We start from the raw sequence: 14,708 nt of genomic DNA, 5'->3' as shown, positions 1-14,708 counted from the left end.
CTGCGGCGTGTTGTTGTTATCCGGCCGCTCATAACAACAACACGCCGCAGGTCAACGTTATGGGGTGACGGTTTCGGTCGTTCTTGTGTCGTAGCGGAGGAGGGCGGGGACGGCGAGGGCGACGACGATGACCAGGGCGGCGCAGACCAGGCCGCCGCCCACCCAGGACGCGGTGGCGCCGGCGACGCTCGCGGTCGCGCCCGCCCGGACGTCCCCGAGCCGGGGCCCGCCCGCGACGACGACGGTGAAGACGCCCTGGAGCCGGCCGCGCATCTTGTCCGGCGCGTACGTCTGGAGCATCGACTGGCGGAACACCGCCGAGACCAGGTCGGCCGCGCCGCCCACGGCGAGCAGCACCACCGCGAGCCACAGCTGCCCGGCGAGCCCGGCCGCCGCCACGGCCAGCCCCCAGATGACGATCGACACGACGAGGGCGACCCCCTGCTTGCGCACCCGCCCGATCCAGCCGGACGAGAGCCCGCCGAGGAACGCCCCGATCGCGATGGCGGCGAACAGCCAGCCGACCGCGGCCTCCCCGCCGAACCGGGTCTCGGCGACCTCGGGGAACAGGGCGCGCGGCATCGCGATCGCCATCGCGATGATGTCCACGACGAACGACATCAGCAGCACCGGCTGCGTGGCGAGGTAGCGCAGCCCGTCGATCACCGAGCGCAGGCCCGGCGAGCCGGTGACGTCGCCGAGCGGCGGGATCGCGGGCAGCCGCAGCGCCGCGTACAGGACGACGGTGAACAGCACGGCGTCGAGCGCGTAGGCCGCCGCGTAGTGCCAGTGGGCCAGCAGCACGCCCGCGAACAGCGGCCCGGCCAGCATCCCGAACTGGCTGGCGGTGAAGTTGAGGGTGTTGGCGGCCGGGACGAGCTCCCGGTCGACCAGCCGGGGGATGATCGCGCTGCGGGTCGGCGAGGCGACCGCGAACCCGACCGCCTGGATCGCCACCACGCCCATGATCAGGGTGAGGCTGCCGATGTCCAGCAGCGCCTGGACGAGCAGCAGCAGCGTCGCGACCCACATGACGCAGGACGACGCGAACAGCAGCTTGCGCCGGTCCATGTGGTCGGCGATCGCCCCGCCCCACAGCCCGAACACGATCAGCGGGACGAGGTTGACGAAGCCGAGCACGCCCACCCACAGCGACGACCTGGTCATGTCGTACACCTGGACCGGGACGGCGACGGCGGTGACCTGGAACCCGACGAACGACACGCCCTGCCCGAGCCACAGCCTCCGGTAGGCGGGCATCCCGAGGGGCCGGGTGTCGATGGCCAGCCGCCGCAGCCTGCCGCGCGCGCCCGCGCGCGCTCGCGCGGGCCCCTTCGCCTCCGAGTCGGTGTCGGTGTCGGCTTTCCGGGCCGTGTCAGGAGTGTCGGCGGGGGGTGGCTGCTGTTCCGGTGTCACGGGGACAGTCTCTCCACCGTCCAGGCCCCGTGGTCGTCCGCACCCCCCGGAGATACTTCGCGACGGTAACGAATCCGGTCGTGCAGCCGATCGCGCCGGCCCTGCCAGAACTCGATCGATGCGGGGACGACCCGGTAGCCGCCCCAGAAGTCCGGCAGCGGGACGACGTCCGAGCCCTCCCGGCCGGGCGCCCCGGGCGGCTGCCCGGCGGCCGGATCCGGCCAGCGCGCGGCCGCGTCGGCGTAGTGGCGCTCCAGCGCCTCCCGATCGGGGATGACGCCCGACTGGTGCTCGCTCGCCCAGGCGCCGAGCCGCGACCCGTACGGGCGCGTCCGGAAGTAGGCGGCCGACTCGTCCCGCGTCAGCTCGGCCACCGGGCCTGCGACGCGCACCTGCCGGTACAGCGGATGCCAGGGGAACACGAGCGCCGCGCGCGGGTTCTCGGCGAGATCGCGGCCCTTGCGGGACGTCAGGTTCGTGAAGAAGCGGAAACCCTGCGGTCCGTAGCCCTTCAGCAGCACGAGCCGGGCGCTCGGTTCGCCGTCCCCGGAGGCGGTCGCGAGCACCATCGCGTTCGGCTCCACGAGCCCGGAGGCGTGCACGTCGGCGAACCAGGCGGCGAACAGCGCGAGCGGATCGGCGGGGAGCGCCGACTCGGACAATTCGCCCGACTCGTAAGATCTCCGGAGCCGCGCGGGATCGGGCGTTGGGGAACTCACAGCGTCAGAGCCTCTCACCTGGAGGTTGTGCAACTCGCATGACCCCTGGGTACTGGTCAGTAAGGCGGACAGGGTTCAATGGCACGGCACCGCCTTATCACTCTTGGGGACGAAAGGCAGGACGACATGTCCGACTTCAAACCTGGTCTCGAGGGGGTCGTGGCCTTCGAGACCGAGATCGCCGAACCGGACAAGGAGGGCGGCGCGCTCCGCTACCGGGGCGTCGACATCGAGGAACTCGTCGGCCGCGTCTCCTTCGGCGACACCTGGGGCCTGCTGGTGGACGACAGCTTCACCCCGGGCCTGGCCCCCGCCGATCCGCACCTGCTGCCGGTCACCTCCGGCGACGTGCGGGTGGACGTGCAGAGCGCGCTCCCCACCCTCGCCACCGCCTACGGCATGAAGCCGCTGCTCGACATCTCCGACGAGGAGGCCCGCGCCGACCTCGCCCGGGTGTCGGTGACGGCGCTGTCGTTCGTGGCGCAGTCGGCCCGCGGCGTCGGCGTGCCGATGGTCCCGCAGAAGCGGATCGACGAGTCCGCGACCATCACCGAGCGGTTCATGGTCCGCTGGCGCGGTGAGCCCGACCCGAAGCACGTCCGGGCCATCGACGCCTACTGGGTCTCCGCCGCCGAGCACGGCATGAACGCCTCCACGTTCACCGCGCGCGTGATCGCCTCCACCGGGGCGGACGTCGCGGCCAGCATCTCCGGTGCGATCGGCGCCATGTCGGGCCCGCTGCACGGCGGCGCGCCCGCCCGCGTGCTCCCGATGATCGAGAAGGTGGAGCAGCTCGGCGACGCCCGCAAGGTCGTCACCGGCATCCTCGACTCCGGCGACCGGCTGATGGGCTTCGGCCACCGCGTCTACCGCGCCGAGGACCCGCGCGCCCGGGTGCTGCGCCGCACGGCCAAGGAGCTGGACGCGCCGCGCTTCGAGGCCGCCAAGGCCCTGGAGGACGCCGCCCTGGCAGAGCTGCGCGAGCGCCGCCCGGACCGCCCGATCGAGACCAACGTCGAGTTCTGGGCCGCGGTCATCCTGGACTTCGCCGAGGTCCCGACCGCGATGATGCCCGCCATGTTCACCTGCGGCCGCACCGCCGGCTGGGCGGCGCACATCCTGGAGCAGAAGCGCACCGGCCGCCTCGTCCGCCCGAGCGCCAAGTACACCGGCCCGGGCAGCCGCGCGATCGACGAGGTCGCGGGAGCGGCGGACGTCCTCAAGGGCTGACGGAACCTCCCCCACTCCCCCCGCAACGACGCGCCTTGGGGCCCCCGGACCGCTTCCGGGGGCCTTTTGCGTGCCCGCCCGATGCCCGGCGCGGTGGGCCTACTGCGCCGCCTCGCCGCCGTCCTCGCCGTCGCCCGGCGGGCAGGACGCCTTGCCCTGCGCTCCCGCGATGAGGCGGCCGCACACCTGCTTGACCTCGGTCGTCCCGTCGGCCTTGATCGTCGCCAGCAGCACCGGCTTGTCCAGGACCTGGTGGCCGGTGCTCCGGGAGCTGAAGCGCAGGACGCCGCTCGCCCCGTTCCGCAGGACGTCGTGGTCGGGGTCGTTCAGCGCCGCGAACACCGATCCGGCCGACGGCAGCGCCTTCTCCTGCCAGTAGACCTTGCTCGCCACGGTCGCGACGAGGGTCACGGCGTCGTAGGCGACCGCCGCGCGGGTGATGGACGGACGCCGCCCCGGCGCGACGTCCTCGTCCGTCATCGCGCGCACGGCCGGGTCGTAGTCGGAGTAGAAGGTCTGCGGCGCCTGGTCGCCGATCCACCGCCACGTCCACGCCTCCCGCGCGGCGAGCGGCGTGAAGTACAGGTCGAAGGTGTTCTTGCGGCCGATCTCGTCGGCGTTGTCGCTGACGTACTTGGCGATCTCGTCGTCCGCCATGACCAGCGGGCGCTTCGGGCACGACAGCTCCAGCACGTTGACGAACGAGCGGAACTCGTCGGAGCGGCCGGCGTAGTAGAACATGTCGGGCTGGTCCTGGCACGCCTCCCGGACGGCCTTGTTCAGCTCGCCGGCATTCGTGTAGGGGCGCATGAGCGCCTTCCCGGGCCGGAACGCCTTCTCGAAGTCGGCGGCCAGGTTCCGGCTGTAGAGGTCGTCGGGGTCGCCGTCGTAGATGACGACCGCGTCGTCCACCTTCCTGCCGGCCACGTCGCCGTGCCGCGCCCAGTACGCGGCGTGCTCGGCCGTCCGCTTGTTCGGCGAGGCGAGCCGGAAGTAGTACGGCGAGAAGCCGGCGTCGCCGTCCAGCAGGGCCGTCCCGTCGTAGCTGTTGGCGGTGCCGACCAGCGGCAGCGCCGACTTGGCCAGCAGCCTGATCGCCTCCTGCGTCTGCCGCCGGCTCTGCTCGAACCCGACGACGGCGACGATCGAGCGGTCCTTCAGGGCGAGCCTGTGGATCTGCCGGGCGACGTGCACGGCGTATTGGAACTTGGCGCCCGCGTTGGCGATCAGCACCCGCAGCCGCAGGTCCTTGCCCTCGGCGGCGTCGTTGAACCGCTTCTGCGCGATCGCCAGCCCGATCAGCTCGCCCTGCACCCCGGCGAGCAGGTCGATCCGCCGGTTCTTGATCGTCGGGTCGGCGGTCACCGGCCCGAGGTAGACGACCGTCGCGTACGGCTTCCCCGACTCCTTGACGTGGTCGTTCAGCGCCTCGATGCGGTCGAGCACCGCGTTCAACCGGTTGTCGTTGTTCTTGCCGCCGGAGTCCTCGCCGAAGCGGAACGACCCGTCGGTGATGCCGACGCATTCGCCATTGGCCATCCGCCTGATCCCGAACGGCGAGCAGTACTTCACCACCTGCACCGAGATCACCGTGATGGACGCCGCCGCCACCGCGACCATCGCGATCCACGGCAGCGCCGGGTGGGCGAGCCGGGGACGGCGCCGCACCGGCCGGACGGGCGGCAGGTCGCCGCCCGGGTCGCGGGTGATGTCGACGCGCAGCTCACGGCGGGAGCCGAGCGCGCCGACGCGGCGCTGCTCGCGGGTGTAGCGGTCCCACAGGCCGCGCGCGGCGATGACGCTCTGCGGCTCGCCCGACGACACGTCCACCCGGATGGCCTGCGAGAGCCGGTCGAGGAGGCGCGGCGCGGACGGCTCGTCGCCGGCGGGCGCGTTCGGGTCGACGCCCGCGACGACGATGAGCGGGTCGAAGCCGGAGACGCGGTCGCTCGCCTGGCAGTCGGCGCGGACCCGCTCCATCAGCTCCACGAACGCCACCCCGGGATGCCGGGCCGACAGGTGCTCGAAGATCAGCACCGGGTAGCGGACGCGGGCCCACGCGGCGCGCCGGTAGTCGCGCCGGTAGTTGCGGCGCAGGTCCTCCAGGAACGCGGCGACGAGCAGCAGGTCGAGCTGCTCGCCGTGGTCGTCCGGCTCGACCGGGCGCGGGTCGAACACGCCGAGCGCGAAGCCGAGGAAGCCGGTGGAGTCGCGGTCGACGTAGGGCTGGCGCAGGAACCAGCCGAACCGCCGCACCCCGTACCAGCCGCGCGTCCGGGCGACGATCTGCACGGTCACGAACGCCACCCCGATCACGGCGGCGAGCACGGCGGACGCGAGGTCCAGCGCCGCCGCCGTCCCGGCGCTGATCAGCGCGACGACCGCGATCCCGATGGGGGCGATCTGCTCCAGGAACGACAGGAACGTGGCGGGCCGGCTGCGCACCTCCTCCAGGTCGCGCAGGACGTCCCGGCCTCGGCGGCGGATCACCCGGTTCAGCTCGCGGCGCCGCGCGTTCTCGTTGTCGCCGACGGGCGGGTGCCTGAGCCGCCGGATCAGCTGGTAATTCTCCCGCTCGGCGGACGAGGCGCCGCGCGGGGCCGGGCGGTCCCCGGCGAGCCGGATCTCGCGCAGGTCGCGCAGCCACAGCGCCATCTCCAGCAGGGGGAACCGCAGCCCCGGCTCGCCCCGGGCGCGGCTGCTCGGCTGCGACAGCTCCCGCTTGGCCTCCCGCAGCACGCCCGCGACATCGGTGGCCGGCGTGTCGGCGGCGATGTGCGACACCGGGGCGCGCTCGTCCTCGCAGCGGGACTTCAGCATCTCGGCGGCGTGCGAGGTGGCGCGACCGGGGCCGAGCAGCAGGAGCAGCGGCCGCAGCCGCTCCCGCAGCCTCCACTTCGGCCGCTCCCGCAGCCGTTCGAACAGGTCGAGCACTCCGCGCAGCCGATCCTCGCTCAGGATCCGGTCGCCGTCGCCCGCCATACGCTGCCCGCCTCGCTTCCCGCTCGCCCTCTCCTTCGCGCTCCCCCGACATGCCCGTCCACCCTTGGACGCGGCGGACGGTCAAATGGATCGAAACTTTCCCAGATCCACGCGGCCGGACATGGTATTTGGCTACTTTTGCCATTATTAGACGCATGAGCCAAGATCCCGACGAGCCGCTGGACGGCGACATCGGTCCGGCCTCCGTGCGCGAGCCGGGCGCGGTGCGGGCCGACGCCGCCGACGCCGCGCGGGAGCTGCGGCGGTACGCGGCGGAGCGGGAGGAGCGGCGGCGCCGCACCAACGCCGTGTCGGGACGGATCGCCGTCGCCGCCGCCGCGCTCCTCCTGGCGTTCCTGACCTACGACTCCGTCCGCACGGCGATCGAGGCGCACGCCAGGGGGGACGACTGGGTCTATCCGCCGGCCGTGATCGCCGGGGTCTGCGCGGCGGCGCTGGCGGCCCTGCTGACCTGGGCATGGCGGCGCCGCCGTCTCGGCATGTGAACGCGGACCGCGATCTTCGTAGCAGGTCAGATAGCCTTCTACAAGTGACCGACAGCGCGAATCCAACCATTGACATTCCAGCCGATCTCAAGCCCGCGGACGGCCGTTTCGGGTGCGGTCCGTCCAAGGTCCGCCCCGAGCAGCTCGCCGCCCTGGCCGAGTCGGGTTCCGCCTACATGGGGACCTCGCACCGCCAGAAGCCGGTGAAGTCCCTGGTCGGGCGCGTCCGGGAGGGGCTGTCCCAGCTGTTCTCCCTGCCCGACGGCTACCAGGTCCTGCTGAGCAACGGCGGCACCACGGCGTTCTGGGACGCGGCCGCGTTCGGGCTCGTCCGGCAGCGCTCGCAGCACCTGACGTTCGGTGAGTTCTCCAGCAAGTTCGCCAAGGTCACCACGAGCGCTCCCTGGCTGGGGGACCCGACCGTCATCACCGGCCCGGCCGGGACGCACCCCGAGGCGTCCGCCGAGGAGGACGTCGACGTCTACGCGCTCACCCACAACGAGACCTCGACCGGCGTCGCGATGCCGATCAGGCGCCCGGCGGGCACGACCGCGCGTGAGGGCCTCGTCCTGGTGGACGCCACGTCCGGCGCGGGCGGCCTGCCCGTGGACGTCACCGAGACCGACGTCTACTACTTCGCGCCGCAGAAGTGCTTCGCCGCGGACGGCGGCCTCTGGGTGGCGCTCGCGTCCCCGGCGGCGCTGGAGCGGATCGACGAGATCGCCATGTCCGACCGGTACGTCCCCGAGTTCTTCAACCTGAAGACCGTCGTGGACAACTCCGCCAAGGACCAGACCTACAACACCCCGGCCGTGGCCACGCTGATCCTCCTCGCCGAGCAGATCGAGTGGATGAACGGCCAGGGCGGCCTGGAGTGGACGACGTCCCGCACGGCCGACTCGTCGCGGCGGCTCTACACCTGGGCGGAGAAGACGTCCTACACGACGCCGTTCGTGGTCGACCCGGCGCAGCGCTCGCAGGTCGTCGGCACGATCGACTTCAACGACGACGTGGACGCCGCGGCCGTCGCGAAGACGCTGCGCGCCAACGGCATCGTCGACACCGAGCCGTACCGCAAGCTGGGCCGCAACCAGCTGCGCATCGGCATGTTCCCGGCCATCGACCCCGACGACGTCGAGGCCCTCACCAACTGCATCGACCACGTCGTCGAACGCCTCTGACGGTGTGAACCCCCGGGGGTGCCGCGCCGCACTCCCGGGGGCCCGTCCTAGGCGACGGCGAGGGGCGGGCCGGTGCCGCCCGCGCGCCGGACGGCGCGGTGCAGGAGGCCGGCGCGGTCGCGGTCCTGGTCGGCGGCGGTGAAGCCGGTCCAGACGCGCGGGTCCATGTCGGTGTCGCGGGCGGTGGGCAGGAAGTTCGCGGTCGCGAGCACCTCGGGCCGGTCGCGGCGGCCGGGGCGGCGCTCCATGCCGACCTTCACGTACGTGCCCTCGCGGAGCATGACGACGGTGCTGAACCGGGCGCTCGTGTGCCGCTCGGCGTCCCGGAACCAGCGCGGGTTGGACGCCCAGTAGATGTTCTGGTCGGTGTCCACGGCCACGGTCAGCGGGCTGAGCGCGCCCCGCGCCAGGTGCACCTCGGTGGGGCGGTCGCGGTGGACCCAGGCGAGCGCGACCCGCCCGACCACGGCTTCGAGGACGGCGGCCACGTCGGCCGGCCCCCGGCAGCCGGCGAGGAGCTGGAAGATCGGCTCGCTGTCGGTGGTGCCGGCGGCGGGCGGCAGCGCGAAGCGCGACCGCAGCTCGGCGGCGTCGATGTCCCCGTTGTGGGTGGCGACGAGGTCCCGGACGGCCATCGGGCTGGCGTTGCGCGGCTCCAGCGGCGAGCCCTGCGTCGCCCAGCGGGTGTGGCCGAGCGCGACCGGCGAGCGGTCCAGCTCCGGGACGTAGGCGGGGCGCCAGATCCCCGCGAAGGGCCCGCGCCCCTTCAGCACCCGGCAGCCGCCCGCCGGGCCTCCAAGGCTCGGCCAGCCGCCGAGGCCGGGCCACGCGCCGAGCAGCGCGAGGCCCGCCGAGTCGGTCCCGCGCTCCTCCGCGAGCATGCCCAGCGTGACGAACACGTCCGACGCCCGTCCCGGGTCGTCGGCGAACGGCGAGCGCACCATCCCGAACAATCCGCACATGTCTGATGAGATGCAGATCATGGGCGGACGGTTCGAGTCGTGCATCCGGCCGAATAAGCTCAGACCCGTGAACCGCGCGCCCCAATGGCTGCTTCCCACCGTGCTGACCGCGCTCGTCCTCGCCGTGGTCGTCGGTGCGCTGCTGAGCTGACCTGTGCGGTCATATACGTGCGGGTCATATGATCGACGGGGCGCGGAACGGGGATGATCAGACCATGTCAGCAAGCCGCGTCGCCGTCCGCGCCGGGGCCGCGGTCGTCCTCGCCGGCGCCTCCGTCGCCGCCTTCTCCCCCGGCGCCTCCGCCGAGCCGGCCGCCGGCGCCGCCGGGCCCACCGCCGCGCGCGGCGACCGGACGGCGTTCACGATCAGGGACCAGCGGATCACCGAGTCCAGCGGCCTCGCGGCGAGCGCCCGGCATCCCGGGATCGTCTACACGCACAACGACTCCGGCGGCGTCCCGCAGATCTTCGCGCTCGGCCCGGACGGGCGGGTGCGGGCCGTGCTGACGGTGGGCGGCGCGAGCGCCCGCGACTGGGAGGCCATCGCGGTCGGCGAGGACGGCCGCGGCCGTCCGGCGATCTTCGTGGCGGACATCGGCGACAACCTCGGCGGCGCCTGGCCGTACGTGACGGTGTACCGGATCCCGGAGCCGTCACAGCTGCGAAGCCGGACGCTGCGCGCGACGGCGTTCAAGATGAAGTACGAGGACGGGCCGCGCAACGCCGAGACCATGATGATCAACCCGCGGACGAACCGGCTCTACATCGCCTCAAAGCTGTTCGGCGGGAAGATCTACGAGGCGCCCGCGAAGCTGCGCACGAGCGGGTTCAACGTGATGCGGAAGGTCGGCGACGCACCGGCCATCGCCACCGACGGCGCGTTCTCCCCCGACGGCCGCACCTGCGTGGTCCGGACGTACTTCGGCGCCCGGCTGTACGCGGTCGGGCCCGGCGGCAGGCCCGGCGAGGCGCTCACGTCGATCGACCTGCCCATGCAGAAGCAGGGCGAGTCGGTGACCTACACGGCGGACGGCAGGTCGCTGCTCGTCGGGTCGGAGGGCACGAACCAGCCCGTCTACCAGGTGCCGCTGCCGGACGAGGCGCTGCCGTCACCGTCGGCGTCCGCCTCGCCCGAGCACGGCGGGGCCGCGAGCGGCGCCGAGAACGGCCGCCGCGACGCGGGCGGCTCACGGGCCGGCCTGTTCCTCGCGCTCGCGATCGCGGGGGCGGTCGGCTACGGCCTGCTGAGGAAACGCCGGTGACGGCCGGGAACCGAGTGGCCGCCGGGAACCGTACGACCTGACCGGCACGATGGAAAAGGCTTTCGGAGGACGACCGGATCGCGGAAGGAGGCGACGGTCCCGCGCGGACCCGTGTGAGGATGCGGACTGTGGAGCATGAGCTGGTGGGTCTCGCGGGTTCCGGCGGCCGGTGGCGCCCGGTCGCCGCGGGCCCCTTCACCGTCGCCGCGGTGGCGCTCGCGCTGCTGCCGATCCGCCCGGTGTGGCTGTGGGGCGCGCTGATCGGCGCCGTCGCCGCGGTCCCGTGGCTGCTGGGCGCGGTCCCCGACGCACGCCGCCGGCGGCCCCGGCCGTACTGGCGGCTGTCGGCGGCGGGCCTGGAGAAGATCGGCCGCGGCGGGCTGGTGATGGTGTCCTACGAGCGGTCCCGGATCGACGGCCTGGCCATCACCACCGGGGACGGCGTGCTGACCGTCTTCCACCGGTTCGGGCGGACGGCGGTCGGCGGCATGACCGCGATGGGCCTGGAGCCGCTGGCGGTGTTCGTGACGGCCCGGCGGCTCGGGATCCCCATGCACGTCCTGGACGGCGAGGCGACCGACCTGCTCGACCCGGCGCTCGACGAGGCGCTGCGCGTCTCCGGGCTGGAGGACGACGTCCCGGGCGGCGGGCCGCTGCCGCGCGACCACGCGGTGGAGAAGCGCCTGCTGGACCAGGAGGCCGCGCTGCTGGCGGCGGCGCACGAGCCGCCCGCCGAGCCGTCCACCGGGGACGGGCCGGCCCGGGGCCGGGGCCGGGCCCGCGAGCAGCGGCTGGACACTCCCGAGCCGCTGCCGAGCCGGCGCCGCATCATGCTGCTCGGCGTGCTGACCGCGCTGCTCGGCGCCGTGATGATCGTCCGGATCGCGCTGGACGGGACGAGCGAGTTCGGCGCCCGGCTGGCCGCGGGCTGCTGGGTGCTCGCCGCGATCGCCGGGGTCCTGGCGGCGCGCCGCCGGCTGCTGCGCGCCGCCCAGATCCGCTGGACGATCACCGCGGAGCGGCTGCTGGTGCGGGCCCGTCCCGGCCGCCGCCGCGAGGTCCAGGACCTGCGCGCCGGCGATGTCGCGGCGGTCGTCGTCGGCCCCGGCCTGCGGCTGGACCCGGTCAGCGGGGAGCCGCGCCGCGCCGACCTCGCCGCGCTGGCGTTCGGGCACCGGCTGGAGCTGGTCGCCCGGCTGCCCGCGCACGGCCTGGACGGCTTCCAGCTCGCGCACGCCCTCGACGACCACGGCTACCGGGTGATCACGCCGGGGGCGCGGGCGCCGCGCCGCCCCGACTACGGCCTCGAAGGGCTGCCGGAGATCTTCGCGCAGGTGCCCGGCGGGCGGCTGGTGGTGACCGACGGCGGGCTCGGCTGGGCGGACGCCGCCGGCGACGTCGTCCTGAAGATGCCCGAGGACCGCATCGGCGGCATCGAGCTGCTCACCATCGGCGGGCACGCCTGGGTCCGGCTGTACGACTCCGACGGCGACGAGTTCTTCGCCGCGCCGCTGTCGGCGCTGCGGATCTCCCGCACCGACCTGCGCGACACGGCCCGCCGGGCGGGCCTGCCGGTCAACGACGCCGAGTACGACGCCTACATGAGCGCCGCGTTCCATTCGGCCATGTCCACGCTGGCCGCGCCGGAGTTCGAGCGGGCCGCGGCCGCGCTGCCCGCGCAGACCACCGGGCAGGACGGTCCGGGCCAGGACGGCGCGGGTCAGGACGGCACAGTCGCGGAAGCGGTGGCGGACGACGTCGCGGCGCCCCTGCCGCAGGATGTCGCGTTCCCCGTCCTCACCCCGCCGAGCCCCACCACGGCGCCGGGCGCGCTGCTGGACGCCACCCGCCGCTCCCGCATCGGGACGTACGGGATGAGCGTGCTGCTGTGCGAGGCGGTGGCCCTGCTGGGCGCCGTCTGGCTCGGCCCCGACCTCGGCGGCTTCAACACCACGGCGAGCTGGTCGGTGCCCGCTGGGCTGCTGATCGGGCTCTTCGGCTACTGGCTCTACGACCGGAACCGGTCCCAGCTCCGCGTGTCGTCGGCCGGGCTCGCGGTCGTCACCAGGCGTGGCAAGGCCGAATGGGACCTGGCCCGCGACCGCATCGGCGGCGTCGGCATCGACGAGTCGGCCGAGCGGATGCCGCGGCTGGTGGTGTGGGCGCCGTCCGGGCGGGTGCTGCGGCAGATCACGTTCCCGCCCGACCTGGACGAGCTGCGCCGCGCCTGCGAGCGCTACGGCGTCCCGTGGGGGCCGCCCGACGCCGACCGCCCCGCCCCGCCGCCGCCGGAGCTGTGACGCAGCGACCAGGTCTTCAGCGACTCGTAGGTCACCTGCGCCTGGTCCTTGCCGGGCAGGGTGCTGCGCATCAGCTGGACGGAGTCGGCGGTCCACGGGGCGCCCGCGAACGCCGACAGCGGCTCGATGAGCGACCGCACGTCCACCGGCTGCCTGGACCGTGCCAGCGTCAGGTGGGGGCGGAAGCCGCGGTGCTTGTCCGGCAGCGTCCCGACACGGCGGCCGGCCGCCGTGGTGGACGCGGCGAGCCGCGCCAGCCCGCGCCGGTCGCCGTACAGGCCCGTCCACAGGACGCGGGCGTGCGCGCCGCTGCCGGGGAACGCGCCCGCGCCGGCCAGCGACAGCGTCATCCGCTCGTGCCGTCCGGCGGCGCGTTCCAGCCGGGGCAGCAGCCGGTCGAGGGTGCGGTCGTCGACCTCGCCGAGGAACGTCAGCGTGACGTGCAGCAGATCGCGCCGCACCCAGCGCAGCTCGGGCAGCGCGTCCCGGTGGGGGCGGACGGCCTCCTCGAGCTCGTCCAGGATGTCCGGTGGCGGCACGAGCGCCACGAAAAGCCTCATGGGAGCGTCCGGAGGGCCACCCGGCCAGCTTTCCAGCAGACGGCACCGGTTGTCACGCGGATCGGCCGCTCATCCTGCGGCGCCGCTCATCCTTCGGCCGGACCCAACCGCCGCACCCGCCGAGTCCACCGCATCCGCCGCAGCCCGGCCAGGCCCTCCCCCCGCGCCGCCAGCGCGCCGACGGCGAGCGCGGCGAGGACCGACACCAGCCCGCCGAGGACGAGGCTCATCCGGGCGCCGAAGTGCTCGGCCAGCCATCCGATCGCGGGCGCGCCCAGCGGGTTCGTGCCGAGGAACACCAGCATGTAGAGGGCCATCACGCGGCCGCGCATCTCCGGGGACACGCCGAGCTGCATCGTCGCGTTCGCCGCCGTCGTGATCGTCATCATCGCGATGCCGGTCGGGACGAGCAGCGCCAGGAACAGCCAGTACGTCGGCATCAGCCCGGTGACGGCCTCCAGCGTCCCGAACACCAGGCCCATGGCGACCAGCAGCCGCAGCCGCGGCCTGGCGACCCGCCTGGCCGCCAGCAGCGCGCCGCTGAGCGCGCCGAGCGCCAGCATGCTGGACGCGAGCCCGAACGCGGACGCGTCGGTGTGGAAGACCTCCTTGGCGACCAGCGCGACCGTCATGTTGAAGTTCATGCCGAACATCGCGAGGAACCCGATGAGGATCAGGACGAGCATCAGGTCGCGGCGCCCGCGCACGTAGCGGAGCCCCTCGCGCAACTGCCCCTTGGCCCGCTTGATCGGCGGGGACTCGTGCAGCTCGTCCGCGCGCATCGCGGAGAGCCCGAACAGGACGGCACCGAACGACGCCGCGTTCACCAGGAACACCGGCCCGGTGCCGATCAGCGCGATGAGCACCCCGGCGATGGCGGGGCCGAGCAGCCGCGCGCCGTTGAAGGTGGCGCTGTTCAGCGCGATCGCGTTGGGCAGGTCGCGCTTGCCGACCATCTCGACCACGAACGTCTGCCGGGTCGGGTTGTCGACGACGGTGGCGACGCCGAGCCCGAACGCCAGCACGTACACGTGCCAGACCTGCGCCTGGCCGCTGATCGCCAGCAGCCCGAGGATCAGCGCGAGCACGCCCATGGAGATCTGGGTGATCATGAGGACGCGCCGCTTCGGGTACCGGTCGGCGATCACGCCGCCCCAGAGCCCGAACAGCAGCATCGGCAGGAACTGGAGCCCGGTGGTGATGCCGAGCGCGGTACCGCTCCCACGGGCCAGTTCGAGGACGAGCCAGTCCTGGGCGACGCGCTGCATCCAGGTACCGGTGTTGGAGACGACCTGGCCGGCGGCGTACAGCCGGTAGTTCCGGTTCCGCAGCGAACGGAACATCGCGCCGCGCGTCGCGTCCTCGGGCTCGTCCGCCTCCGGCTTCGCGGCGGCACCGGTGACCGCAGACTCATCACCCGGCGCACGCTGCTCGCACTGCGCCGATCGATCAATCTGCGGCACCGGCCCGACCCGCGCCGCCTCGGCGGACCGTCCGGCGCCCGCGGTCTCGGGCGGGAGAGCGGTATCGGGCGAGGAGGTGAAGCCGGAGGTCTTGGGGGCGGCCGGGAAGGTCGCGCGGGTGCCGGGG

General features: G+C 73.6%; 12 protein-coding genes. 6 read left to right on the top strand and 6 right to left on the bottom strand.

Translation table 11 applies throughout. From position 1 onward, the window contains the following. Nucleotides 1–57: 57 nt before the first annotated feature. Nucleotides 58–1,416 carry an MFS transporter gene (locus E1284_RS16140; RefSeq protein ID WP_131939908.1) on the bottom strand — a complete coding sequence of 453 codons (1,359 nt, stop codon included), beginning with the start codon at nucleotides 1,414–1,416 and terminating at the stop codon, nucleotides 58–60. Beyond that, a complete protein-coding gene (gene pdxH, locus E1284_RS16135) occupies nucleotides 1,413–2,078 on the bottom strand; it encodes a pyridoxamine 5'-phosphate oxidase (protein ID WP_243714515.1) in 666 nt (221 codons plus the stop codon). The genes E1284_RS16140 and pdxH overlap by 4 nt, the downstream gene beginning before the upstream one ends. 183 nt (nucleotides 2,079–2,261) lie before the next feature. On the opposite strand from pdxH, the gene E1284_RS16130 reads away from it, so the two are divergent. Then, complete coding sequence (locus E1284_RS16130; protein WP_131939906.1) at nucleotides 2,262–3,365, top strand: citrate synthase 2; 1,104 nt, start codon at nucleotides 2,262–2,264, stop codon at nucleotides 3,363–3,365. A gap of 99 nt (nucleotides 3,366–3,464) precedes the next feature. Here the strand turns inward: E1284_RS16130 and E1284_RS16125 are convergent, their stop codons facing one another. After that, entirely contained in the window at nucleotides 3,465–6,347 is a 2,883-nt protein-coding gene (locus E1284_RS16125; RefSeq protein ID WP_131939905.1) for a type 1 periplasmic-binding domain-containing protein, read from the bottom strand. 155 nt (nucleotides 6,348–6,502) lie between these two features. Between E1284_RS16125 and E1284_RS16120 the strand changes: the two genes are divergently transcribed. Both E1284_RS16120 and serC read left to right on the top strand, forming a co-directional pair. Next, complete coding sequence (locus E1284_RS16120; protein WP_131939904.1) at nucleotides 6,503–6,853, top strand: hypothetical protein; 351 nt, start codon at nucleotides 6,503–6,505, stop codon at nucleotides 6,851–6,853. Between the two features lie 44 nt (nucleotides 6,854–6,897). After that, nucleotides 6,898–8,034: a phosphoserine transaminase gene (serC, locus tag E1284_RS16115; protein WP_243714514.1), complete on the top strand. Its 1,137-nt coding sequence runs from the start codon at nucleotides 6,898–6,900 to the stop codon at nucleotides 8,032–8,034. A 47-nt stretch (nucleotides 8,035–8,081) separates the two neighbouring features. Here the strand turns inward: serC and E1284_RS16110 are convergent, their stop codons facing one another. Continuing rightward, the gene (locus E1284_RS16110; protein WP_165965295.1) at nucleotides 8,082–8,996 is read right to left on the bottom strand and encodes a class II glutamine amidotransferase; all 915 of its coding nucleotides are present in this window, start codon (nucleotides 8,994–8,996) and stop codon (nucleotides 8,082–8,084) included. Here E1284_RS16110 and E1284_RS41520 point away from each other — a divergent pair. The 3 genes from E1284_RS41520 (at nucleotide 8,995) to E1284_RS16095 (ending at nucleotide 12,558) form a co-directional block, all read left to right on the top strand. After that, nucleotides 8,995–9,147: a hypothetical protein gene (locus tag E1284_RS41520; protein ID WP_165965294.1), complete on the top strand. Its 153-nt coding sequence runs from the start codon at nucleotides 8,995–8,997 to the stop codon at nucleotides 9,145–9,147. The genes E1284_RS16110 and E1284_RS41520 overlap by 2 nt on opposite strands. Nucleotides 9,148–9,211: 64 nt before the next feature. Then, entirely contained in the window at nucleotides 9,212–10,258 is a 1,047-nt protein-coding gene (locus E1284_RS16100) for a hypothetical protein (protein ID WP_165965293.1), read from the top strand. Between the two features lie 128 nt (nucleotides 10,259–10,386). Further along, nucleotides 10,387–12,558 (top strand): hypothetical protein, encoded by a 2,172-nt coding sequence (locus E1284_RS16095; protein ID WP_131939899.1) that lies wholly within the window; start codon nucleotides 10,387–10,389, stop codon nucleotides 12,556–12,558. On the opposite strand, the gene thpR is transcribed toward E1284_RS16095, so the two are convergent. After that, nucleotides 12,495–13,118, bottom strand: coding sequence for an RNA 2',3'-cyclic phosphodiesterase (gene thpR, locus E1284_RS16090; RefSeq protein ID WP_131939898.1), 624 nt, complete (start codon nucleotides 13,116–13,118; stop codon nucleotides 12,495–12,497). The genes E1284_RS16095 and thpR overlap by 64 nt on opposite strands. 86 nt (nucleotides 13,119–13,204) lie before the next feature. Then, nucleotides 13,205–14,708, bottom strand: a 1,504-nt coding sequence (locus tag E1284_RS16085; RefSeq protein ID WP_424923486.1) for an MFS transporter, incomplete at its 5' end; no start/stop codon positions are given.

Source organism: Actinomadura bangladeshensis (assembly GCF_004348335.1).
In the GTDB taxonomy this organism is placed as follows: domain Bacteria; phylum Actinomycetota; class Actinomycetes; order Streptosporangiales; family Streptosporangiaceae; genus Spirillospora; species Spirillospora bangladeshensis.
The sequence above is the reverse complement of the archived record's forward strand: the minus strand, read 5'-3'. Positions and strand labels throughout refer to the sequence as shown.

What these genes read in the sequence shown, in the direction of transcription:
- E1284_RS16110 (WP_165965295.1), bottom strand. Translation starts at nt 8,996, where the DNA reads ATGTGCGGATTGTTCGGGATGGTGCGCTCGCCGTTCGCCGACGACCCG.
- E1284_RS16120 (WP_131939904.1), top strand. Translation starts at nt 6,503, where the DNA reads ATGAGCCAAGATCCCGACGAGCCGCTGGACGGCGACATCGGTCCGGCC.
- E1284_RS16125 (WP_131939905.1), bottom strand. Translation starts at nt 6,347, where the DNA reads ATGGCGGGCGACGGCGACCGGATCCTGAGCGAGGATCGGCTGCGCGGA.
- E1284_RS16100 (WP_165965293.1), top strand. Translation starts at nt 9,212, where the DNA reads ATGTCAGCAAGCCGCGTCGCCGTCCGCGCCGGGGCCGCGGTCGTCCTC.
- thpR (WP_131939898.1), bottom strand. Translation starts at nt 13,118, where the DNA reads ATGAGGCTTTTCGTGGCGCTCGTGCCGCCACCGGACATCCTGGACGAG.
- E1284_RS41520 (WP_165965294.1), top strand. Translation starts at nt 8,995, where the DNA reads ATGTCTGATGAGATGCAGATCATGGGCGGACGGTTCGAGTCGTGCATC.
- E1284_RS16130 (WP_131939906.1), top strand. Translation starts at nt 2,262, where the DNA reads ATGTCCGACTTCAAACCTGGTCTCGAGGGGGTCGTGGCCTTCGAGACC.